This is a genomic window from Flagellimonas marinaquae, assembly GCF_003992675.1.
Lineage (GTDB): Bacteria > Bacteroidota > Bacteroidia > Flavobacteriales > Flavobacteriaceae > Flagellimonas > Flagellimonas marinaquae.
In genome coordinates, this window is sequence record NZ_RZMZ01000015.1 from 778,247 (window position 1) to 800,700 (window position 22,454).

Annotated in this window: 26 protein-coding genes; 5 read left to right on the forward strand and 21 right to left on the reverse strand. The window is 41.8% G+C overall.

All coding sequences use genetic code 11. The annotated features are described in order from the left end of the window. Window positions 1-11: 11 nt before the first annotated feature. Window positions 12-785 (reverse strand): hypothetical protein, encoded by a 774-nt coding sequence (locus tag EO130_RS12870; protein WP_127141908.1) that lies wholly within the window; start codon window positions 783-785, stop codon window positions 12-14. 129 nt (window positions 786-914) lie between these two features. On the opposite strand from EO130_RS12870, the gene EO130_RS12875 reads away from it, so the two are divergent. After that, window positions 915-2,198 carry a dipeptidase gene (locus EO130_RS12875; protein ID WP_127141909.1) on the forward strand — a complete coding sequence of 428 codons (1,284 nt, stop codon included), beginning with the start codon at window positions 915-917 and terminating at the stop codon, window positions 2,196-2,198. Here EO130_RS12875 and EO130_RS12880 read toward each other — a convergent pair. From EO130_RS12880 to EO130_RS12895, 4 genes are all read right to left on the reverse strand, one after another. Next, a complete protein-coding gene (locus EO130_RS12880) occupies window positions 2,195-2,614 on the reverse strand; it encodes an acyl-CoA thioesterase (RefSeq protein ID WP_127141910.1) in 420 nt (139 codons plus the stop codon). The two genes, EO130_RS12875 and EO130_RS12880, sit on opposite strands and share 4 nt — an antisense overlap. Before the next feature lie 172 nt (window positions 2,615-2,786). Continuing rightward, a complete protein-coding gene (locus tag EO130_RS12885) occupies window positions 2,787-3,686 on the reverse strand; it encodes a DUF72 domain-containing protein (RefSeq protein WP_127141911.1) in 900 nt (299 codons plus the stop codon). Window positions 3,687-3,728: 42 nt separating this feature from the next. Next, window positions 3,729-4,031, reverse strand: coding sequence for a type II toxin-antitoxin system RelE/ParE family toxin (locus EO130_RS12890; RefSeq protein ID WP_127141912.1), 303 nt, complete (start codon window positions 4,029-4,031; stop codon window positions 3,729-3,731). 2 nt (window positions 4,032-4,033) lie between these two features. Next, window positions 4,034-4,255 carry a hypothetical protein gene (locus EO130_RS12895; RefSeq protein ID WP_127141913.1) on the reverse strand — a complete coding sequence of 74 codons (222 nt, stop codon included), beginning with the start codon at window positions 4,253-4,255 and terminating at the stop codon, window positions 4,034-4,036. Window positions 4,256-4,592: 337 nt separating this feature from the next. Between EO130_RS12895 and EO130_RS12900 the strand changes: the two genes are divergently transcribed. After that, complete coding sequence (locus EO130_RS12900; protein ID WP_127141914.1) at window positions 4,593-5,006, forward strand: glyoxalase; 414 nt, start codon at window positions 4,593-4,595, stop codon at window positions 5,004-5,006. Here EO130_RS12900 and EO130_RS12905 read toward each other — a convergent pair. Continuing rightward, window positions 4,992-5,675 carry a DUF2461 domain-containing protein gene (locus EO130_RS12905; RefSeq protein ID WP_127141915.1) on the reverse strand — a complete coding sequence of 228 codons (684 nt, stop codon included), beginning with the start codon at window positions 5,673-5,675 and terminating at the stop codon, window positions 4,992-4,994. The two genes, EO130_RS12900 and EO130_RS12905, sit on opposite strands and share 15 nt — an antisense overlap. A gap of 91 nt (window positions 5,676-5,766) precedes the next feature. Here EO130_RS12905 and epsC point away from each other — a divergent pair, with 91 nt between their 5' ends. The 3 genes from epsC to EO130_RS12920 all read left to right on the forward strand — a co-directional run bounded on the left by epsC (window position 5,767) and on the right by EO130_RS12920 (window position 8,070). Continuing rightward, window positions 5,767-6,558, forward strand: coding sequence for a serine O-acetyltransferase EpsC (epsC, locus tag EO130_RS12910; RefSeq protein WP_127141916.1), 792 nt, complete (start codon window positions 5,767-5,769; stop codon window positions 6,556-6,558). After that, window positions 6,551-7,435: a cysteine synthase CysM gene (gene cysM, locus EO130_RS12915; protein ID WP_127141917.1), complete on the forward strand. Its 885-nt coding sequence runs from the start codon at window positions 6,551-6,553 to the stop codon at window positions 7,433-7,435. The genes epsC and cysM overlap by 8 nt, the downstream gene beginning before the upstream one ends. Before the next feature lie 152 nt (window positions 7,436-7,587). Next, window positions 7,588-8,070: a hypothetical protein gene (locus EO130_RS12920; RefSeq protein ID WP_127141918.1), complete on the forward strand. Its 483-nt coding sequence runs from the start codon at window positions 7,588-7,590 to the stop codon at window positions 8,068-8,070. Between the two features lies 1 nt (window position 8,071). Here the strand turns inward: EO130_RS12920 and EO130_RS12925 are convergent, their stop codons facing one another. The 15 genes from EO130_RS12925 to EO130_RS12995 all read right to left on the reverse strand — a co-directional run bounded on the left by EO130_RS12925 (window position 8,072) and on the right by EO130_RS12995 (window position 22,453). After that, on the reverse strand, window positions 8,072-9,541 hold the full coding sequence (locus tag EO130_RS12925; protein ID WP_127141919.1) for a magnesium chelatase: 1,470 nt from the start codon (window positions 9,539-9,541) through the stop codon (window positions 8,072-8,074). Window positions 9,542-9,549: 8 nt separating this feature from the next. Then, window positions 9,550-10,713, reverse strand: a complete 1,164-nt coding sequence (locus tag EO130_RS12930) for a vWA domain-containing protein (protein WP_127141920.1) — start codon at window positions 10,711-10,713, stop codon at window positions 9,550-9,552. A gap of 63 nt (window positions 10,714-10,776) precedes the next feature. Next, entirely contained in the window at window positions 10,777-11,373 is a 597-nt protein-coding gene (gene hisIE, locus EO130_RS12935) for a bifunctional phosphoribosyl-AMP cyclohydrolase/phosphoribosyl-ATP diphosphatase HisIE (RefSeq protein WP_127141921.1), read from the reverse strand. A 49-nt stretch (window positions 11,374-11,422) separates the two neighbouring features. Beyond that, window positions 11,423-12,178: an imidazole glycerol phosphate synthase subunit HisF gene (gene hisF / locus EO130_RS12940; RefSeq protein ID WP_127141922.1), complete on the reverse strand. Its 756-nt coding sequence runs from the start codon at window positions 12,176-12,178 to the stop codon at window positions 11,423-11,425. Between the two features lie 105 nt (window positions 12,179-12,283). Continuing rightward, the gene (locus EO130_RS12945; RefSeq protein ID WP_127141923.1) at window positions 12,284-12,565 is read right to left on the reverse strand and encodes a GIY-YIG nuclease family protein; all 282 of its coding nucleotides are present in this window, start codon (window positions 12,563-12,565) and stop codon (window positions 12,284-12,286) included. Window positions 12,566-12,810: 245 nt separating this feature from the next. Continuing rightward, on the reverse strand, window positions 12,811-13,338 hold the full coding sequence (locus EO130_RS12950) for a DinB family protein (protein WP_127141924.1): 528 nt from the start codon (window positions 13,336-13,338) through the stop codon (window positions 12,811-12,813). Further along, window positions 13,331-14,062: a 1-(5-phosphoribosyl)-5-[(5-phosphoribosylamino)methylideneamino]imidazole-4-carboxamide isomerase gene (gene hisA / locus EO130_RS12955; protein ID WP_127141925.1), complete on the reverse strand. Its 732-nt coding sequence runs from the start codon at window positions 14,060-14,062 to the stop codon at window positions 13,331-13,333. The genes EO130_RS12950 and hisA overlap by 8 nt, the downstream gene beginning before the upstream one ends. A gap of 3 nt (window positions 14,063-14,065) precedes the next feature. Then, on the reverse strand, window positions 14,066-14,482 hold the full coding sequence (locus EO130_RS12960) for a GNAT family N-acetyltransferase (RefSeq protein ID WP_127141926.1): 417 nt from the start codon (window positions 14,480-14,482) through the stop codon (window positions 14,066-14,068). A gap of 2 nt (window positions 14,483-14,484) precedes the next feature. After that, window positions 14,485-15,069, reverse strand: coding sequence for an imidazole glycerol phosphate synthase subunit HisH (gene hisH, locus EO130_RS12965; protein WP_127141927.1), 585 nt, complete (start codon window positions 15,067-15,069; stop codon window positions 14,485-14,487). Beyond that, the gene (gene hisB, locus EO130_RS12970) at window positions 15,070-16,206 is read right to left on the reverse strand and encodes a bifunctional histidinol-phosphatase/imidazoleglycerol-phosphate dehydratase HisB (RefSeq protein WP_127141928.1); all 1,137 of its coding nucleotides are present in this window, start codon (window positions 16,204-16,206) and stop codon (window positions 15,070-15,072) included. Further along, the gene (gene hisC / locus EO130_RS12975; protein WP_127141929.1) at window positions 16,206-17,252 is read right to left on the reverse strand and encodes a histidinol-phosphate transaminase; all 1,047 of its coding nucleotides are present in this window, start codon (window positions 17,250-17,252) and stop codon (window positions 16,206-16,208) included. The genes hisB and hisC overlap by 1 nt, the downstream gene beginning before the upstream one ends. Next, window positions 17,252-18,535: a histidinol dehydrogenase gene (gene hisD, locus EO130_RS12980; protein WP_127141930.1), complete on the reverse strand. Its 1,284-nt coding sequence runs from the start codon at window positions 18,533-18,535 to the stop codon at window positions 17,252-17,254. The genes hisC and hisD overlap by 1 nt, the downstream gene beginning before the upstream one ends. Beyond that, complete coding sequence (gene hisG, locus EO130_RS12985) at window positions 18,535-19,392, reverse strand: ATP phosphoribosyltransferase (protein ID WP_127141931.1); 858 nt, start codon at window positions 19,390-19,392, stop codon at window positions 18,535-18,537. Before hisG ends, hisD begins: the two co-directional genes overlap by 1 nt. 199 nt (window positions 19,393-19,591) lie before the next feature. After that, window positions 19,592-20,407 carry a prohibitin family protein gene (locus tag EO130_RS12990; RefSeq protein WP_127141932.1) on the reverse strand — a complete coding sequence of 272 codons (816 nt, stop codon included), beginning with the start codon at window positions 20,405-20,407 and terminating at the stop codon, window positions 19,592-19,594. Window positions 20,408-20,419: 12 nt separating this feature from the next. After that, entirely contained in the window at window positions 20,420-22,453 is a 2,034-nt protein-coding gene (locus EO130_RS12995) for a vWA domain-containing protein (protein ID WP_127141933.1), read from the reverse strand. Window position 22,454: the final 1 nt, after the last annotated feature.

Here is a 22,454-nt window from a genome sequence, read left to right on the forward strand (position 1 = left end):
TGATGGATGAATTACAAGGTTCTGAATATTTCCATTTCAAAATCTATCTGCTCTTGAATTTTGGGGTACTCCTGCAAGAACTGATCGTATAAAAAATTAAGGTGTTTCTCATCCCTGTCCGTTTTGCACAAACGTGAAATCTGCTGTGCCACTTCCAAAAGGCCAAAGGTTTTCATCATGCGCAGGGAAGGCATTACTTTTTGGCAAGAAAGTTCCAGTTCCACAAAATTTTTATTGATAAGGTTGACTTTGGCACTTCCGATAAACTCAAAAACATGCTGTTGAAACATACGAACGAGTTCTTCCAATAGCTCCATCTGGCCCATACAGTCTTCCAGTACAGGTTGAAGGTCAATCTTTTGGGAGGAGAAGCCGGCCTGCAAACTTTTCTCTATAAATTCAAAATCGGTGGCCATAGTATTTTTATGTTGATCCTGTGCTTTTGTAGTTGGATGTTGAACCAATTTTTTAAGCTCATCCACGAGTTCAAGTTGTTCTTTGGAAAGTGAGGTGGCTTCCAGTGCACCGACCAGCGATAGCAACTTGTCCGTGTCGGCCCCGTTAAATTCCCGCTTGTCCAGGCTTCGGATGCCTACTTTTTCGTAGATGTTTTCGAGCTGTTTCATTTCCGAGGTCCCAAAAACTTTGTTTTCCAGCCCCATTTTGAATACCTCAAACGATTTTTTAAGCTTTCCGGCCTCCACTACACCTAATTCCTCGTAAGAGAACGAGCTCAATCCGATTTCCAACTTTTCCAAATAAGTCAATAGTTCACGTGTTCCCAATGTCTTGTGCTAATGGTTATTATTACATTTAAAAGTGTGGATAATACCAAGGGATTACAATTTATTGTTCCGTAGCATTCGGATTTTGTTGTCAAATTGCGTTATTTGTATGTGTAAAAAAAACCAACCATGAAATATTTTAGTTTACTATTGACTCTTGCCCTTATTGTCTCCTGCGCGGAGAAGAAACCTGAAAAGACAGAAAGCTTGGAAGAAAAAGCCCAACGGATTCACGATGCCGTGATCACTATCGATACGCACGACGATATTAATGTGCAGAACTTTACCGACAGCATTAACTACACACAACGCTTGGAAACCCAAATTAACCTTCCCAAAATGGAAGAAGGTGGATTGGACGCTGTTTTTTTGATTGTATATACGGGTCAGGATACCTTGACCACGGAAGGATACGCCAAAGCATCTGAAAACGCCATGGCAAAGTTCGAGGCTATCCACAGGCTTTGCGAGGAGATAGCGCCAGACCAGATAGAATTGGCGTTGAACTCGGACGATGTAAGACGCATTGTGGCCTCAGGGAAAAAAGTGGCCATGATCGGTGTGGAAAATGCCTACCCCATTGGCGAGGACCTCTCCAAAATTGAAGAATATCAAAAGCGTGGTGCGCTGTACATGTCACTTTCCCATAACGGCCACAGCCAATTCAGTGATTCGAACACAGGGGAAAGAGACAGCATTTGGTTGCACAACGGCCTTAGCGAACTGGGCAAAAAAGCCGTGACCGAGATGAACCGTGTGGGAATCATGATCGATGTATCCCACCCTTCCAAAGAAGCGATGAAGCAAATGATAGCGCTGACCAAAGCCCCTATTATTGCTTCCCATTCATCGGCCAGGGCACTTTGCGACCACAGCCGAAACTTGGACGATGAACAGTTGATGTTGATGAAAGAAAATGGTGGTGTTGTCCAAACGGTGGCCTTTAGTTCCTATTTGAATACCGAAAAACACGAAGCCCGTTCGGCCTATATGACCGAAGTATACAAAAAAGTGGCGGATTCTTTAGGAGTGGCCTGGTATGAGCGCTCACAATTTTCCTCCTTGACCGATGCGCAACGGGAGGAGTTTTTCGCAAATTACCGAAAAGTGATGAACATTGGTGAAGAATGGGCCGAAACCGATGCTTCTGCCCCACCAGCGGTCAATGTTTCCGATTTTGTGGACCACATCGATTATATGGTAAAATTAATTGGAATTGACCATGTAGGTATCAGCTCCGATTTTGATGGAGGTGGCGGTATCGAAGGTTGGTCCGATGCTTCGGAAACCTTCAACGTTACCTTGGAACTGGTAAAAAGAGGGTATACGGAAGAGGAAATCTCCAAATTATGGGGCGGGAACCTTTTAAGGGTATTGGACGAAGTTCAAGCTGTGGCCCAAACCATGGATTAAGAAGCATTTTTATCCTCTTCTTTTTCCTTTTTGGCCAAACGGTCCTTTACGTACTCGATTTTTGTTTTGCCGTGTGGCTTAGGGTTGCCGTTTTCATCTAGATTGACCATAATGATATTGTCAACCGTAACAATACTTTCGTGGGTCATCTTGTTTCGTACTTCACAATTGAGCGAAATTGAGGTGACCCCGAATTTAATGACTTCAATCCCGATTTCAATAATGTCTCCTTCGTGGGCAGTACTCATAAAATTGATCTCGGACATGTACTTGGTCACGATTTTTTTGTTCTCCAACTGAATGATGCTGTACAATACGGCCTCCTCGTCTATCCAAGCAAGGACCTTGCCCCCAAATAGGGTTCCATTGGCGTTCAAATCCTCCGGTTTAACCCATTTTCTTGTATGAAATCGCATAGTAGAAACGTTTAAATTCAATCACAAAGTTAGTCCAATCCCCTTAAGAATGTTCTGATTACGCCTTTAAATTGATATGAATTGTGAATTTTGGATATTTGTAGGTAAACCACTATCGACTAGTTAATTTTTAACCCTCAGGATTTTTAAGTTGATGGATTTTTCGTCTTTTTTAATCAAAGAGTCCTTTTTGGGGAGGCAGCGTAGTTTTTGGGATATGCAGTTCAAATCCCAGTTTTGCGTTCAATTGCTCAATAAAATAGGCAGATAATAAAGGTGATTCCACCTCAAGGTTTTGGTGCACAAAAAAGTGAATGTTTTCGAGTCCCATGGATATCCACGAAGACAATCGCTCTATCCAGTCATCCAAACGGGGATAATCGGACGGGTGGTTTGCTCCGACATATCGCACAAATGCTTCGTTGTTGGTTAATCGCATGTGCATAAGGTCCCGTCTACCGGCAGTATCCACCAAAATATTGGCGATATTGTTTTCTTCCAGTAAATGATACAATTCCTGGGCTACCTTTTCATCATTGAACCAATCGGTGTGGCGAAATTCCATGGCCAACGGAAACTCCTTGGGCCAATATTCCACAAAACGTACTACCCTATCCCAGTTTTTCGGACCAAAGTTGTTGTGCATTTGTAAAAAGATGGTGCCAAGTTTGTCCCCAAGCAGAGGAGTTACTGCCAAATATCGGTCCACCGCCTCCAGTGCCTTGTCGTTCATACGGTGCAAATGGCTGACCTCATTGGTCATTTTTGGAAAAAACTTGAAACCTTCCGGTGTTTTATCCCGCCATTTTTCATAGGTATCCGCCGGAAAGATGCGATAAAAGGTCGCATTGAGCTCAATACTGTTGAATTGGGTAGAATAGTATCCCAGTTCATCTTTTGTGCCTCGTGGGTAGAAATTTTTCAAATCTTGCTTGTTCCATTTGGCACATCCCACATACACCTTTGCTTTGCTGCCAGTCTTGGTTTTCGATAAAACGACTTGGGTATTTGGATGGTCGGGGGGAATCGTGAAATCGATATGTTCGGGATGGTCTACTTTTCCGAATTTCATTGGATTATTTAGTAAAGGTGCTTGAATAATTTTAAGGTCCAGTCAGATTTCCTTTTCCAGTTTAGCAGGGTTTTGCCGGTTATCAAAAATGGTGATAATAAATATAGTATCAGCAGTAAAGCGATAATATAGTGAGGTCTGTTTGGAAATTGTACACTTGTGCAAACCGCTCTTTTTGTCTGACTCTGGAAAGATGTATGGGTCATTCTTGATTAAATCGATGCATTTATCCAATTTTTTAATGAAATCCAGCTTAACCTTTACTGACCATTTTTTCTCCAAAAACCCCAAGAGTTGTGAAAGTTTTCTTTCCGCAGTCTTGGAGACCTTTACCATTCGCTGCATTGTTACCTATGCTTTGCCATGAAAAGGTCAAAATCGACAAACTCACCATTCTCAATTTCCAAAATTGCTTGGTTTATTTCTGTTTGTTGTTCTAAGGTCAATTGATCCCAAAAATCAGTTGAACCCTCTTTTTTGAAAATTTGTTTTATCGAATGAATAATTTCCGGGTCATTAGTGGACAACAACATTTTTGCTAGTTCTATTTTATCCGCTTGAAAGTTCATAACCAATAATTTGTACACACGAAGATAACGAATCTTTTATATCGTCAACGGCATTACCACTATTAACAATCTTATCCTTTCCTTTAAATAAATAAAAATATTATCTTTTACTCATGTTACATTTTCAGAAATCCATCAAAATTGCCAAACTCTTCAGGTACTTGGTACTGGTTGAATTTTCAGTGGGCGTACTTTGTCTTGCCATCTACTGGATTTCAAAGTTGTTTTAAAATCAAATACGTGCGTTCTGCGTTTTGTTCATAACATCGTTGACAACTATTGACTTATTTAAAAGTGTGCGATCCATCATTCTGTAATTTTATTAAAAATCACAGCAATGGATTCAACATCCGACCGCCGATTGGACATTCGTCCCACAATCTCATCTGCACATTTTAATGACCAAATGGGTTTTGATGAACATTTTCAGAACAAGACCCTCCGCCCAGTGCTCAAACTTCAAAACTATTTGTTGGTAGAGGCCTTTAAGAATTATGCAAATAAGCATAAAGGTGTTTTCTACGAGCTTTCTTTGGAGAAAAAGTTCCAGTACATTGAGCGGGCCATCCAAAAGGACATCAAGTTCCGGAATTCCCTTAAGGGAATGGTCATTGGCCAGTTTACGGTGGAAGAATACCGGGACTACATTACCAATTCCTCCGCGCTAAACAAGCGTATGATGAATATGGTAGTGGAGCGACTCAAGGACCAAATCCAACTCTTGGAAGAAGAAGCCTTATTCCAGAATTGACTCACCGTTTAAATTGGTTGTGAGGATATCGCTCATCAAATCAAAATAAGGTCGTATGGCCTTGTAGGACCTGTCCACCTCATTCAAAAATGTGGGAGACAACACTTCGTCGTCCGAAAAGTTTCGCATAAAAACGAACTGTTTTTTTCGGATTAGATCAATAGCTGAATGTTCTTTGTCAAATCCCTTGGGTGCTGTTTTCACTTCGTCACCCTGCAGGTCCCCCCAAATTGATTTCAGTTCGGGCTGGTTAATTACTTCCCGAAATTCATCCGCGTCCATTTCCAATTCTTTGCGTATCCGGAATAGGTCTTCCTTCTCCGGAGCCCAAAAACCAACCCCCAAAAATGATTGCGCAGGTTTAAGATGAATATAGTATCCCCCACGCAAATGTGCTCCCAAACGAGAGAAGAATCCTGCGAAATGGGCTTTATACGGAGTTTTGTCCTTGGAAAAACGAACGTCCCTATAAATTCGGAACAATTTCATTTTTTCAATCTCATCATGATGGTTCAGATGGAGCTTGGCCGCCTCAAGAAAATTTTTGACTTCCGATTGTTGTTTTTTGAAAGCTTTTTTATTCGCCTCAAACCATTCTCGGTTATTGTTTTTATCCAGTTCGGTCAAAAAACCGAACACTTCTTTGGAGATGGTTACGTTGGATGCCATATATCGATAATATGTTATTTTTACTCTAAAGTTAGCCTTTTATACCATGGTTTGGTAAGGTTTTGTCTAATTTTAGACTATAAACCGCAGTATGGACAAGGAGAAAATTATTGCCAAACTCATAAGGCACAAAAAGCTGCCTTATTTGGATTTTCGTTTAAAGCAGGAGACCGAGGATTTCACGGATACGCTTTTTAACACCCTATTTGACGCCAATACCCCCGTAGCGGTCAATCTAGAATTGTTGGAAAAAAAGTTCAATAGGCTGATGGACATGGCCTGCTGGGATTTGGAAAAGCCCAGCGAAGAACTCTGGAATGAATATGTGGAACACTTACCGCAAATTCTGGAAAACCTGATTTTAGACGCCGAGGCCATCCTGAACTGTGACCCGGCCTCCCTTTCCATCCAAGAAATTTACATGGCCTACCCAGGCTTTTACGCCATTGCCATTTACCGACTGGCGCACGAGCTTTATGCAGAGGGTATTCCGCTGATTCCCCGAATGATGACCGAATATGCCCATAGGCAAACTGGCGTGGACATCAATCCTGGAGCCACCATCGGAAAATCTTTCTTTATTGACCACGCAACAGGAGTCGTTATTGGAGAAACGGCAGTAATCCATGACAATGTGAAAATTTATCAGGGGGTGACCTTGGGAGCCTTATACGTGGCCAAGAACTTGGAAAAAACAAAACGCCACCCAACCATAGAAGATAATGTGACCATTTACGCCAATGCTACTATTTTAGGAGGGGAAACCGTTGTCGGTGCCAATTCCGTTATTGGTGGTAATGCCTGGATTACCTCTTCCGTACCTCCCAACTCGACTGTTTATCACAAACCAGAAATCAAAATAAAGACAACCCCAAATGTCTAATAGCATACTAGACCTTATCGGAAACACACCTATGGTGTTATCCAAGGTGTTGAATACCAATCCCAACGTAAAACTTTTTTTTAAGCTTGAGGGTAACAATCCCGGTGGAAGCGTCAAGGACCGACCTGCCTATAACATGATCAAGAGCGGTCTGGAGCGTGGAGATTTTACCAAAGAAACTAAATTGATTGAGGCTACCAGCGGGAATACTGGTATTGCCTTAGCCATGATAGCCAGTCTCTTTGGGCTGGACATTGAATTGGTGATGCCCGAGAACTCTACCAAGGAACGCGTACAAACGATGCGGGCCTACGGTGCTAAGGTTACGCTAACACCAGCCGATGTGGGAATCGAAGGCGCCCGCGATTATGCCGAAGCCAAGGTTAAGGAAGAAGGCTTTAAAATGCTCAACCAGTTTTCCAATGATGATAACTGGAAAGCGCACTACAAAACTACCGGGCCCGAAATTTGGAAGGATACCAATGGTGAGGTTACGCACTTTGTTTCCAGTATGGGAACCACAGGCACCATCATGGGCACTTCCACCTATTTGAAAGAACAAAGTCCAAAGGTTCAGATTGTGGGCGTGCAGCCTACGGATGATGCAAAAATTCCGGGCATACGAAAATGGCCCGAAGCATACCTGCCAAAAATCTTTAATCCTGAAAAAGTGGATACCGTAATGGAAGTCAGTGAGCAGGAAGCTATTGAAATGGCGAAGCGTTTGGCAAGGGAGGAAGGTATATTTTCCGGGATGAGCAGTGGTGGCGCAGCAACGGTAGCACTTAAGTTGGCAAAAACTTTGGAAAGCGGGACCATAGTATCCATTGTGTGCGATCGTGGAGATCGCTATTTGTCATCAGACTTGTTTGACTGATTTACATAGGCTGTTTTAACATCCCTCTTTTGCTATTTCATGACGGATTATTCGCATTATCCAACATTGATTGCGAGTCATCGATTTATTTAAAATAGTACCCTGAAAAGCTCGTTCTTTAACACAGTATTAGTCCCAAATCGAAGTTAAAGATGAACACCTTGTCAAAAATCATTACTTGGAAAAGGAATATCTTGGCCAGTATAGCCGTCTTGGTTAGCTTGATTGTATTGAGTTTTTATGGAGTCTACACCAATCAATTCTACTTTTTAAAAGCGGATAACTACATATTTCCTGCGTTGGCCTCCATTCATTTTCTATACCTCTACGTTGTTTGGTTTAAAATTACAGAAGACGAACTTCCCGACCCAAAGATTCGTAATATCGAGTACACGCTCTATGCGATTATGGTTGTCTATGTTTTCAAGATATATGACAGTATAACCGTTTTAAATTCCATAGATGTTTACGGACAACACGTTATCCCGTCTACCTTTAAACCCATTGCAACACTTTCCGTAGTGCTGTACAGCATTTTGCCGGTTTTAACGCTTTACACCTTTTGGCTGAGAAAGCGTTTTGTGGGTGTTTATAATTTTGAAAATTACAACGACAATTTGAACATTTGGCACTAGGCTAGAGCCCTCGGATGTAACTTCCGTAAAGGTCTTTAAATTGGTACCCTTGCTGAAAACGGTGTTTGCTCAATTTTTTATGGGCCACCAAGCCCCAAAGCAACAGTTCCTTTAAGAAATAGCTGTCCTCCTTGGATGCTTCAGGCTGATACTCCTTTATCAGATGGTTCAAAGGACCAATGGAATCCAATTTTGATTTGTAGTCGGCTTCTTTTTCATCATCCAATAGATCGAAACCTTCGCTATCAAAAAACCAGCTGACCAATTCGTCATATTCATTTTCTTCTTCCTTGCGCTGAAGCTTGTCTATTTTTGGGTAGTAATTCGGAAATAGGGATTTTATAGCGTCTTCAATTAAATTTTCGGCTACTGAACCGGCCCCCTCCTGCTCTCCTTCGTATACCAATTCAATTTTTCCAGTAATAGATGGCACTACGCCCATAAAATCACTCAAACGAAGTGTAGTTTTGGTGTCTCCCGCCATAATCGCCCTACGTTCGGCCGTGCTCAATAAATTTTCAAAGGCTGTGATGCTCATCCGGGCACTCACCCCACTTTTGGCATCCACATATTCACTTTTTCTCGCTTCAAAGCTGATCTGTTCCAATAAATCCATCGCAATTTCGGGCACATACACAAATTCAGATTGACGCTTATCCAATCGGGCTTCTTGTTTGGTAATCTTTTTTGCAATCTCGATATTCTCAGGATAGTGTGTCAAAATTTGGGAGCCAATCCTATCTTTCAAGGGGGTAACAATGCTTCCCCTGTTGGTGTAATCTTCGGGGTTCGCGGTAAACACAAACTGAATATCCAAATGTAACCGAAGCTTAAACCCTCTTATTTGTATGTCTCCTTCTTGCAAGATATTAAACAATGCTACTTGAATCCTTGCTTGAAGGTCTGGAAGCTCGTTGATGACAAAAATACAACGGTTGGCCCTCGGTATCATTCCAAAGTGAATCACACGATCATCCGCGTAGGACAATTTGAGGTTGGCCGCTTTTATCGGGTCTACATCTCCAATCAAATCTGCTACGGTAACATCGGGAGTGGCCAATTTTTCATAGAAACGCTCATTCCTATGCACCCAACTGATTGGCGTATCATCTCCTTTTTCTTTGATGAGCTCCGTGGCATATCTAGAAATTGGCGCCAATGGGTCATCGTGGATTTCAGAGCCTTCCACAATGGGCATCCATTCATCAAGCAGTTGCACCATTAAACGGGCCAGACGGGTTTTTGCTTGCCCTCTCAACCCTAATAAGTTGATATTGTGACGGGAAAGAATAGCCCTTTCCAATTCTGGGATAACGGAATTCTCGTACCCCCATACCCCTTCAAATACCTGCTCCTTTTTGGCTATTTTCTCCAAAAGGTTTTCCCTGAGCTCGTCTTTAATGCTTCTACTTGTATATCCCGCAGATTTTAATTCACCTAGCGTTGCAATGTTGGTGTGATCCAGATTCATATGTTGTGTTATCCTTTAATTCTTCTTTTTCTATTTTGTTCGTAATCTTCAAAAATCATTTCGCCCAAACCTTTAAGCCCTGTGTAAAAGGCCTTTCCCTTGTTTGCTTTGGTAAATTCACGCACAAACTGCATCAAATAAGGGTCCTCCGCAATCATGAAAGTGGTTATGGGAATATGAAGTTTTCTGGCTTGCTGGGCCATAGCGTAGCATTTTTCAACAATATATTCGTCGAGGCCTACGCTATTCTTATAATAATCACCGTTCGGGAGCCGTAAACATGATGGCTTTCCGTCCGTAATCATAAATATCTGTTTGTTGGTATTCCGTTTTCTGCGAAGCATATCCATGGCAAGTTGCAATCCGGCCACGGTATTGGTGTGGTATGGACCCACTCTCAAATAAGGCAAATCTTTGATGGGGATGGGCCAGGCATCATTTCCGAACACCAAAATATCCAAGGTATCTTTTGGATAACGGGTCGTAATCAGTTCTGCCAGAGCCATCGCCACTTTTTTTGCGGGCGTAATGCGGTCCTCACCGTACAAAATCATACTATGGCTGATGTCGATCATCAACACGGTACTCATCTGAGCCTTGTGTTGCGTATCCTCCACCACCAAATCGGCCTCAATCAAGGAAAAGTTATCCAATCCGTGGTTCACTTGGGCATTTTTAAGACTTTCCGTCATACTGATATGCTCCAATGAATCTCCAAATCGGTACTCTCTAAACTCCCCTGTGTGCTCATCACCCTTTCCGGATTTTCCTGTTTTATGGTTGCCGGAACCACTACGTTTTATTTTTCCAAAGATTTGGTCCAAAGCACGTTGGCGGAGCATCCGTTCCAGTTTGGCCGTTATGGATAGATTTCCGCCTCCACCATTTTCCTCGCCTTCTTCGCCATCACCACCTTGGGGATTATCCATATCGAATTCTTCACGGATATATCCCTTGGACTTCAAATCTTCGATAAAATCGTCAATGGTGTAATCGTCGTCGGTAAGTTCATATTCCTTATCGAGTTCGCGAAGCCAGTCCAATGCCTCCTCTACATCACCTGAAGTATGGGTGATCAGTTCTTGAAAAATCTCAAAGAGTTTTTCAAACGGAGTCTGGTCCGGTGCTTCGTAATTAGTAAATCGAAACCCTTTTCTTGTATTCATAGCCATCACATAAATTTACGGTATTTCGTTGTAACGACTAAAGCTTTAGAAAAAACTTAACGGACTTGTTTAATGTCGCTTTTCAAGGACTTGGGCAATATCATCCAAGGTGTAGCCTTTGGCCTGTAGGAGGATTAAGTAGTGAAACAATAAATCGGCACTCTCGTTTAAAAACAGCTCTTCGTTGTCGTCTTTGGCCTCTATCACGGTTTCCACAGCCTCTTCCCCTACTTTCTGGGCAATTTTGTTGATACCCTTTCGGAACAAGGAGGCCACATAACTATTTGGATTCTCTTGGTCATTTTTTCTAGATTCAATGATGTTTTCCAGCATTGACAAGAAACCATAACCTTGAACATTATCTTCGGCCCAGCAGGTGTCCGTTCCTTTGTGGCAGGTAGGTCCTACGGGATTCACTCTAACCAAAAGCGTATCATTATCACAATCCACTTTCATATCCACCAAGTTCAAAAAATTCCCGCTTTCCTCGCCTTTGGTCCATAAGCGTTGTTTGGAACGGCTAAAAAATGTGACTTTTTGAGTTGTTTTGGTTTTCTCAAACGCTTCTTGGTTCATATAGCCCAGCATCAACACGTTTTTGGTAGTTGCATCTTGAACAATGGCTGGTACAAGTCCGTCTGAATTTTTATTGAAGTCTATTTGCATTATGAATTTTTCTTAAACTGTCACATCGAGCGCAGTCGAGATGTATATTTTATAGTCTTACCGGAATTCCTTCTTCCTTTAGTTCTTTTTTGAGTGTTTTGATTTCGATTTCCTTAAAGTGAAAAACACTGGCAGCCAGAGCAGCATCGGCTTTTCCATCTTTAAACGTATCCGTAAAATGGGAAATGGTTCCCGCCCCACCTGATGCAATTACTGGAATGTTCACCAAGCCCGATAATTCTGCCAAAGCTTGATTGGCGAAGCCGTTTTTAGTGCCATCATGATCCATCGAGGTAAATAAAATTTCTCCTGCGCCACGTTGTTCCACTTCCTTCGCCCATTCAAAAAGGTCGATTTCTGTGGGAACCTTCCCGCCTACCAAATGAACTTTCCATTGCCCGACTATTTGTTTGGCATCAATGGCAACAACGATGCATTGAGAACCGAATTTGGCGACCAGCTCATTAATCAATTCGGGTCGCTTTACCGCTGAGGAGTTGATGGAAACCTTATCGGCACCGTTTTTCAACAGAATGTCCACATCTTCTATGGACGAAATTCCGCCGCCCACGGTAAAAGGTATATTGATGGTCTCCGCAACGTGATACACCAATTCGGCCAGAGTTTTGCGTTTTTCTTCGGTTGCAGAAATGTCCAAAAAAACCAATTCATCGGCACCTTCTTTGGCATAAATCGACGCCAGTTCCACAGGATCTCCTGCATCGCGTAGGTCCACAAAGTTGATTCCTTTGACGGTTCTACCATTTTTGATATCGAGACAGGGTATGATTCTTTTTGTTAGCATTAATTTTGTGTTTAAAACATCATTAAAGGCTCGTAGTCACCCTGAACTTGATTCAGGGTCTCACTGGCCATATTGATGAGATGCTGAAACAAGTTCAGCATGACGTTATCCATAATCTAAAGTTTCTAAAGTTGGGTTTTGCTCTTTAATTAAGTTGACTTTCCAATCGTGACGCCAATTCTTCAATTGTTTTTCTCTTGCAATGGCTTGAATGATGTCTGTAAAAATTTCAAAATATACTAAATCAGTCAACTGATATTTTGCTGTAAACTTTGAACCCAGTCCTTGATAATGTTCTGCAATTCTTTTCTTTAGATTTGATGTTACTCCAATATAAAAAGTTGTTCTGTATTTGTTGGTCATTATGTAAACATAACTATGTCTCATACCATATCAGATTCCGAAATGAGTTCGGAATGACTCTTTTATTGATTTAACATTCTATCATGTGCAACTCCCTATATTTATTTTGAGTTCTTTTCATTCTCTAATTTTTCAATCCATGATGAGCTGCTGAAACGAGTTCAGCATGACGCTTCTTAAGGATATCGTCACCCTGAACTTGTTTCAGGGTCTCACTTATATATTTTTGATGAGATGCTGAAATGAATTCAGCATGACGTGGTTAATCATTATATATTTTTAGTTTCATTTTTGGCATTTAGGTTAACTCCTCCGTAAAATGCCAAATCCTTATTATTTAAAATCTTTGTCCAAAGCGCAATTTGGCCTGTGTGGTACGACAAATGCTCTGTAACGTGAATGATGTTGCCCACGCCGGAAAAGTTAAAGCCCTGTACATTTCTTTTACGCAGAAGTTCTTTGAGCGGAGCATCATAAAATGCTCGTTTGGCATCAGAAATGGTGTCTTCCAATTTTTTGATGAGTTCTGCCTTGGAATAACCGGATTCCGTGGAGAATTCCTCGTCCCGTTTACGTTCGTCCTCTAAATTTTGGATGGAGGCAATACCATATTGGGTAATGTTTCCGCATAGATGAAGTATGAGATTGGCAATACTGTTGCTCGACTCATTCGGTTTTTCCCAAACCTGCTCTTCTGACAACTGTTCCAAACAAATTTTGATCATGCGTAGGCTCTCGTTCATACGATACCCCGCGTTCCAAACCAATTCTTCCTGGAGTTCTTTTTCTTTATCCATTTTCAAGAATATAATGTTCCAACTGCTTTAAACTGATTTTGCCTTCATAAATGGCTTTGCCAATGATTGTGCCTTCACAACCAATTTCGGCAAGTTTGGGGAGTTCGTCAAAGGAGGATATGCCTCCACTGGCAATTAAATTTAAGCCTTTTTTGGTTTCGGACAGCATTTTTTGGTATAAGTCAAAAGCAGGGCCTTGCAACATACCATCTTTACTGATATCGGTACAGATCACATATTCAATTCCTTCGGATTGATACTGTTGAACAAAAGGAATCAGATCCAAATCCGATTCTTCCTGCCAGCCGGATACGGCTACCTTTTCATTATTGGCATCCGCTCCCAAAATAATTTTTCTGGCTCCGTAGGTAGACAACCAGCTCAGAAAGGTTTCCCTGTCCTTCACCGCAATGCTTCCACCGGTAATTTGGTGCGCACCGCTTTGAAATGCAATGTGTAGGTCATCCCCAGTTTTTAAGCCGCCTCCAAAGTCAATTTGTAAATTGGTTTTTAAGGCAATGGTCTCCAAGACTTTGTAGTTGACGATATGTTCGGACTTTGCACCGTCCAAATCGACCAAATGCAAATGTTGAATACCGTGTGCCTCGAACTCTTTGGCGACTTCCAACGGATTTTCGTTATATATTTTTTTGGTACTATAATCACCCTTCGATAGGCGAACACACTTTCCGTCGATAATATCTATAGCTGGAATCAATCTCATTCTCTAATTGTATTTTATTCGGTCTATGGACATCCACATTTTTGAATCTCCCACGCGTTTAAAGCCCAAATCTTCATAAAAGTGATGGGCATCGATGGTCTTGAGTGCCACGGTATTTACATTTCTTACATCCGCTCGGTCCAAAATATGACTTATTAATTTTTTTCCTAATCCCTTTTCTTTATTGGGGTCGAAGACCACAACATCCATGATGTAGGCAAAAACCAGCCCGTCCGTCATGATTCTGGCGTAAGCCATTTGTTCTCCCTTATCGTTGTACAAGCCAAAGCAAATACTATTTTCAATCGTCATCATCGTCTCTTCCATGCTCCTTCCTTTTCCCCAATAGGTTGCAGTAACCTCTTCGTGCACCTTTTGGATGTCCAACTTATCCTTATTCGTTGATATTTGGAATTCCATAATTAGGTTAGGGTCAAAAAGTTATTCAGAATTTCACTGCCCACATCGCTGCTTTTTTCGGGGTGGAACTGTACACCGTAAAAATTAGCTTTCTGCAAAGCAGCACTGTATTCCACATCATATTCCGAAGCGCCAATGGTTTCTGAACCAATCGGGGCATAAAAGCTATGCACCAGGTAGATATAGGATTTCTCGGGAATATCGGTGAACAATTTGCTCTTTAGGTCTGAAATCTGGTTCCAACCAATTTGTGGAACCTTTACTTTGCTGGAAAATTTCACCACATCCAAATCAAAAATACCCAAACCTTCGGTATTACCTTCTTCGGAGGAATGGCACATCAGCTGCATACCCAGACAGATACCTAGAACGGGCTGTTTCAGTGTCGGAATCACCTTGTCCAATCCAGTTGCCTTTAATTTTGCCATAGCTGAACTGGCCTCTCCCACTCCAGGAAAAATGACTTTATCCGCATTTCGGATTTCATCGGCATCATGACTCAAGACAGCTTCGAAGCCCAGTCTTTTTATGGCAAACATGATACTTTGGATATTTCCTGCGCCATAATCGATTATAACAATTTTCATCTACAACATTCCTTTAGTTGATGGCAACACCATTTTTTCCGCATCGCGCTTTACCGCCATTTTTATGGACTTGGCAAAAGCTTTGAAAATAGCTTCGATTTTATGGTGTTCGTTGGTGCCTTCTGCTTTAATGTTCAAATTGGCCTTGGCGCCATCTGTAAACGATTTGAAAAAGTGAATAAACATTTCGGTAGGCATATCCCCCACTTTTTCCCGTTTAAATTCGGTGTCCCAAACCAACCAATTGCGTCCACCAAAATCGATGGCCACTTGTGCCAGGCAGTCATCCATGGGCAAGGCAAAACCGTATCGCTCTATGCCCAATTTGTTGCCCAAGGCTTTGGAAAACAATTCGCCCAAAGCAATGGCCGTATCCTCAATGGTATGGTGTTCGTCCACTTCCAAATCACCATCCACCTTAATTTCCAAATCCATTTGTCCGTGACGGGCCAATTGGTCCAACATATGGTCAAAAAAGGCTAAACCGGTATTGATATCACTTTTTCCTGTGCCATCGAGATTGATTTTGATTCGGATATCGGTTTCATTGGTTTTTCGGGATATTTCGGCCACCCGGTTCTCCAGTTTTAAAAACTCATAGATTTTTTCCCAATCGTTGCTTTCCAAAGCGATATAACCATCCAGTTCTTCACGCTTCACGGTGATTTCGCCAGTGCCTAAATGGGTTTCATCATTAATGAAAATACCTTTAGCGCCAAGGTTTTTGGCCAATTCCATGTCGGTCAAACGATCACCGATCACAAAGGAATTCGCCAAATCGTACTCCTTGGAAAAATAAGAAGTCAACATCCCTGTTCCCGGTTTGCGGGTGTCCGCATTGTCCTTTGGAAATGTTCTGTCTATAAATACGTTATCAAAAACGACGCCTTCATTTTCAAAAGCTTTGATGATAAAGTTGTGTACGGGCCAAAATGTGTCTTCTGGAAAACTGTCGGTACCCAAGCCATCCTGATTGGTGATCATCACCAATTCATAATCCAATTCTTTGGCAATTTTCCCTAAATAGGTGAATACTTTCGGATAAAAAACCATTTTTTCGAAGGCATCAATCTGCTCATCAACAGTTTCCTTGATAATGGTTCCATCACGATCAATGAATAGTACTTTTCTGCCCATTAGTTCAATTCTTTTAAAATAGCAATCAGTTTTTTGTTCTCTTCTGGTGTCCCTACCGTAAAGCGCAATGTGTTTTCGCAGAGCGGTTGGGTACTTCGATTTCGTACCACCACTTGTTTTTCTAGCAATTGTTGGTAACGTTTGTTGGCATCATCCACTTTGGCCAGCACAAAATTAGCATCGGTTGGATATATTACTGACACAAACTCCAAATTGTTCAACGCTTTGATTAATTCAGTTCTTTCATCAAGAATCTGCTGGACTTCTTGCTTGACCAAATCTTGGTTCAAAACACGTTGCAAGGCTCGTTGCTGGGTCAATTGGTTGACGTTGTAAGGCGGTTTGATTTTATTCAATACGCTGACAATCTCTTCAGATGCGTAGCATATCCCCAGTCGGATACCTGCCAGCCCGTATGCCTTGGACAAGGTCTGGGTCACAATCAAATTCGGATATGTTTGAAGCGCTGACACCCAACTTTCGTCTTTTGAAAAATCAATATAAGCTTCATCAACCACCACTAGTCCGTCAAAGGATTCCAGCAATGTTTTGATGTACTCGCCCTTAAAGGAGTTTCCAGTTGGATTATTTGGGGAACAGATAAAAATCAGTTTGGAATGGGAGTCGGCAGCTTTTAAGATTTCCTCTACATTGGGTTCAAAATCAGCTGTTAGCAGTACTTCTCTGTTCTTGATAGCGTTGATGCCGGCCAACACCTTGTACATCCCATAGGTAGGCGGAAGCGTGATGACATTATCCTGATTGGGCTCACAAAATACTCTAAAAATCAAATCCAAGACCTCGTCGCTACCGTTTCCAAGCAGAATTTGACTTTCCGACACCCCTTTTTGCTTCGCCAATACAGATTTTAAGCTTCGCTGATAAGGGTCTGGATAACGGTTGACCCCATTATCGAATGGGTTTTCATTGGCGTCCAAAAATAGCATCTCCGAGCCGTCAGAAACATATTCGTCCCGGGCGGAAGAGTATGGTTGCAGCTTGCGAACCGACTCTCTGACCAATTTATTCAAATCAAACCCTTCCATTATTTCAAACTTTTTAATCTAAGGGTTACCGCATTTTTATGTGCTTGTAATCCCTCCGCTTCGGCCATAAATTCTATGGCGCTTCCAATGCCCTGGATTCCTTTTTCCGATATTTTCTGAAAGGTCATACTCTTCATAAAACTATCTAGATTCACACCACTGTATTGCTTGGCATAACCGTTGGTAGGCAGGGTGTGATTGGTGCCAGAAGCATAATCGCCTGCACTTTCTGGGGTGAAGTTTCCAATAAAAACAGACCCTGCGTTCATCGTATTTTCCAAATAGTAATTCTCGTTTTCTACGCAAACAATGTAGTGTTCCGGTCCATACTCGTTGATGAGACCTAAAGCCTCTTCATCGTTTTTTACCAAAATCAATTTGCTGTTGCCCATGGATTTACTTGCGATCTCTGCTCTTGGCAATTGCTGTATTTGATCTTGGATTTCCTTTTCCACCGCATTAATCAACTTCTCCGATGTAGACACTAAAATTACTTGACTATCCACGCCATGTTCTGCCTGACTGAGCAAATCTGAGGCTACAAAAGCAGCATTGGCAGAATCATCGGCCACGACCAACAATTCACTTGGTCCAGCAGGCATATCGATTGCCACACCATATTTGGTGGCCAATTGCTTGGCAACGGTCACATATTGATTACCCGGACCAAAGATTTTGTACACTTTTGGTATGCTTTCCGTGCCAAATGTCATTCCAGCAATGGCCTGAATACCTCCTACTTTAAAAATCTGGGTCACACCACAGAGTTGGGCGGTATATAAGATGGCCGGATTGATTTCACCGTTTTTATCCGGAGGAGTGCAAAGAACTATTTCTTGGCAACCTGCCAGTTTTGCAGGTACGGCCAACATCAAAATAGTGGAAAACAAAGGGGCTGTTCCACCTGGAATATATAATCCCACTTTTTGAATAGGACGTTTTTCCTGCCAGCATTGTACTCCTGGCATCGTTTCTATTTCAATCTTGGCTGTTTTTTGGGCAGCGTGAAACTTTTCAATATTGGATTTTGCCAAGTGAATGGCTTGTTTCAGTGCATCGGAGACAGAGTTGCCCGCTTTTTGGACTTCGTTGTCGGTTACAAGTAGGGAGTCCAGTGATACCTTATCAAATTGAGCCGTGTATTTTTTGATGACCGTATCGCCCTCTGCCTGTACTTCCTTAAAAATACTGTTGACGACTTCTTCGATATCGGTGACGGTCTGTGTGGGACGCTTCAGAATTTCGTCCCAGTCCGTGTGTTGTGGATAGTTGATACGCTGCATTACAATACCATTTTTTCAATAGGACAAACCAAGATTCCTTCTGCGCCAGCGGCTTTGAGCTCATCGATGACTTCCCAAAACGTTTCCCGATTGATGACGGTGTGCACCGAACTCCAGCCCTCTTCTGCCAAGGGCAAAACCGTGGGGCTCCGCATTCCAGGAAGTATGGAAATGATTTTGTCCAGCTTATCATTAGGGGCGTTCATCAACACATATTTGTACTGACGCGCCTGCAGTACCGATTTGATCCTAAACTGGATTTTCTTCAACAGCTCTTTACGCTCTTCGGAAATTGTAGGCGACACGGCCAATACCGCTTCACTGGTCAGCATTACTTCAACTTCTTTCAAATTGTTTTTGAACAGGGTGCTTCCGCTTGAAACAATATCACAGATGCCATATGCCAAACCAATGTTCGGGGCAATTTCAACGGAACCATTGATAATGTGCAATTCAGCCGTTACCCCTTTGGAAGCCAAATAATCCTTGACCGTATTTGGATATGAAGTAGCTATTTTTTTACCCTCAAAATCTTTAATGGAATTGTAGGTTACGCCCTTTGGAACTGCCAAGGAGACGCGACACTTGGAAAAGTTCAAACGCTCTGCGATGGAAATGTCTTTTCCTTTTTCAATCAAAACATTTTCGCCAATAATGGCAATATCCACCACACCATCCCGCAAATACTGTGGAATGTCGCCATTGCGAAGATAAAATACCTCCAAAGGAAAATTTCGGGAGGTGGCTTTCAATTGGTCCTTTCCATTGTCGATGGAAATTCCGCAATCTTTTAAAATGGCCAGGGAATCCTCATTTAAACGGCCACTTTTTTGAACGGCAATTCTAATTTTTGTCATTTTTCAATCGTTTTGTCCGAAAAACCAAAAGGGTACAAAAAACAAACCCGTTTGATTTCTCAAACGGGTTAGAATATATTTTAAAAACAACAATACATTTCTATCTCGCTTGAGGGCAAGTATAAAAATGATGATGTGTGTTTTTGTTTCTCATTATGGTCCAAAAATAGGGTATATTTTTCAATCAAAAAAGGGGAAATTAGTTATTTCCCAAAATTAATGGAAGCCCATCATCACCAGAACCTACAACCACAATTTTGGCATTCGGAGATTCCGCTAGTTTCAATGTGGCATCTATGCCCTTGTCTTGCAATATTTTATCCGTTAGGGAGGCACTCAATATTCGGTTGGCATCTGCTTTACCCTGTGCTTCAATACGCACTTTTTCAGCTTCTTTCTCGGCGGTTACCAACCTAAACTCATACTCCAACGATTGTTGTTCTTGCTTTAATTTTCGCTCAATGGCATCTTTAATTGTTGGTGGCAATGTTACATCCCTTACCAATACTTCATTTAATTGAATGTATTGCCCATCTACAATTTTCTGGGTCTCTTCAAAAATTTCCTGCTGAATTGCATCACGTTTACTGGAATACAATTGCTCCGGGGTATATCTCCCCACAACACTACGTGCAGCGGAACGGATGGCTGGAAGCAATACGCGATCGATATACTGCTCACTCTTTTCTTGGTGCAACTTTCCTAACTGATCATATTTTGGCTGAAACCAAACAGATGCTTCCAATTTAATGTCGAGACCATTGGAAGAAAGTACGTTCATTTTTTCCAGCTTTTCCTGTTGCCTTACCTCGTAGAGATAAACCTTGTTCCAAGGCGCCACTAGATGGAATCCTTCGCTCAAGGGAGGCTCATCGGTGACAACTCCCCCACCAAAAGTTTTGTAGAGTACTCCAGCTTCCCCGGACCCGATGGTCACAGCTGATTTGGAGATGATGATAATCAAGAAAATAATCGCAGCCAATGCTGGCAAAGCAATCTTTGGTAATTTATCCATGTTTATTTCAATTTATATTAATCCATTATATTTTCTGATGAACCATTCCGCAGCTAGGGAAAGAATTATCAGCCCCAATAAAATACGGAAATCTATTAAAGATACAACATTATCCCTGCTCTTTTGAACAGGCAGAAATTGCTGTGATGAAATCAAATTGTTCTGAAGTTCCTCCAGTTTGTCCAAATAAAACACTTGTCCGTTATTTTTGTCCGCTAAGCGCTTCATTTTTTTAAAGTCCGCAGAAATCAATTGTTTTTCTGGGTTAAAATCCAAAATCCGGAATGAGCCGGAACGACTTAAGTTATCTTCCTTAACCGTGACCGTAAAATTGTACTCCCCTGGTTCCAAATCGCTTAAATCCACTTCGTAAAAGGTGCCTTTCAACAACATGGGCGCCTCTCTAGAAAAACCGTTGTCTATCCCCTTAATGTCAATGGATAGTGTCGCATTGCCATTAAATTGGTAGGCTTCGTCAAAATAGGAGGCCTTGATCTTCGCCATACTTGCGTTGTCAAAAACAAGCTCATAATCCAGTTCCAGTCGGCTTCGTTGTTTATTGGAGCTTAAATACACCATCAAACTGCCCATAAAATCATCAAATCTCTTGAAATCTTGGTCATTTCGATATACCTGCGCCCTCCATCGCCAGATATCCTCTCCAAAAAGTACCGCTTCCTTAATATTTGATTCGTTCAAAATCACAAATAAGGGCTTGTCAAGTTGTATACCCTGTAACTGTTGAAACATAATGGTTTCGCTGTTCTTTTTCAGTTGAATGTCGCCGAGAGTGCCTTTTAAAGGCGGAAAACCATCCACAGAAAAATCACCAAGGCCAAATAGCGCAAACGCATTGTTCAAAACAGGGAGAATATCTTCGGATTGCCTACTGCCCGATACCGAAAAGCTCTGCTGAATGCCATTCAAAAAATTCCAATCCGTTTGACTTCCTGTAATGGTAACATAATTGGCTCCTGAGTTTTCCAAAAATGTGTACACATTTCTGAAATTACGGTTGGGCTGATAGAGAATGATCAGGCCCATTTCTTCAAATTGGGATTGGTCTGCGGTCGGTTTTAAAAGCGTAACCGAGCGTTGCTCGTTGGATTCGATGGATTTTTTTAACGATCCAATATCGGGATGCAGTATATCGGATACTAGAGCCACATTGGTTTTCTCGTCGATGACCTCAATGGCCGTTTCCTTGGAGTTATTCGCCATATTGCGTTCATTTTCCAAGGCTCCCACTTCAACCTTAATGGTTTTGATGCCCACGCTTTGGGCCTCGACCAAGGTGTTCAAAGTTGTACTGTTCACGGTGGCGCTGAGATTGACACGCTCTTGATGCACTCTGCTCCCATTGATGGATATGGTTACCGTACTAGAAACCGGACGCGTACCTTGATACCAAATGGAAGTTTCTATCGGGAAACTATTTCGTAGAAAAGCGTATTTGTTAACGTTGATGAGTCCAACAGCAATGTCTTCATATTGAGTGGTGTCGCCTACCACTACAGGGTTAACGCTTGTATTCTCATTCAGTGTGATATAACCGTAATCCCTACCCAACGTTTGGTTTCCATCGGAAAATAGCACAATAGCATTGTTTCCTGTCACAAAAACTTCGTTCAATGTAGAAAGTGCATTGGCAATATCAGTATTTCCTTGGTCAAACTGAATGGAATCGGTCGCCGATATCGTATTTCCAAATCCATATTGATGCAGATTGAACCGTTTGTTAAGCTCATCATCCGCTTTCAATTTTGCGATTACTTGGGAAATATCAGATTTGGTGGTCGCATCCTCCATCGAAGTGGAGTTGTCCACCAAAAGAATCAAGTTTGCTTTTTCCACAAAAAAATCCTTGCTCACAAACTTGGGGTTGATCAAAAGTAAAAGGCCGCAAAACAAGGTTACGAACCTCAATGCGGCCAATATTATATTCAGTGAACCCTTTCTCGGGTTTTTATAAAAATACTGAAAATAGACAAGCGTAAGCGCGGCAGCTACTGCTAGAACAATAAGGAATACCGTGCTCAACTCCATT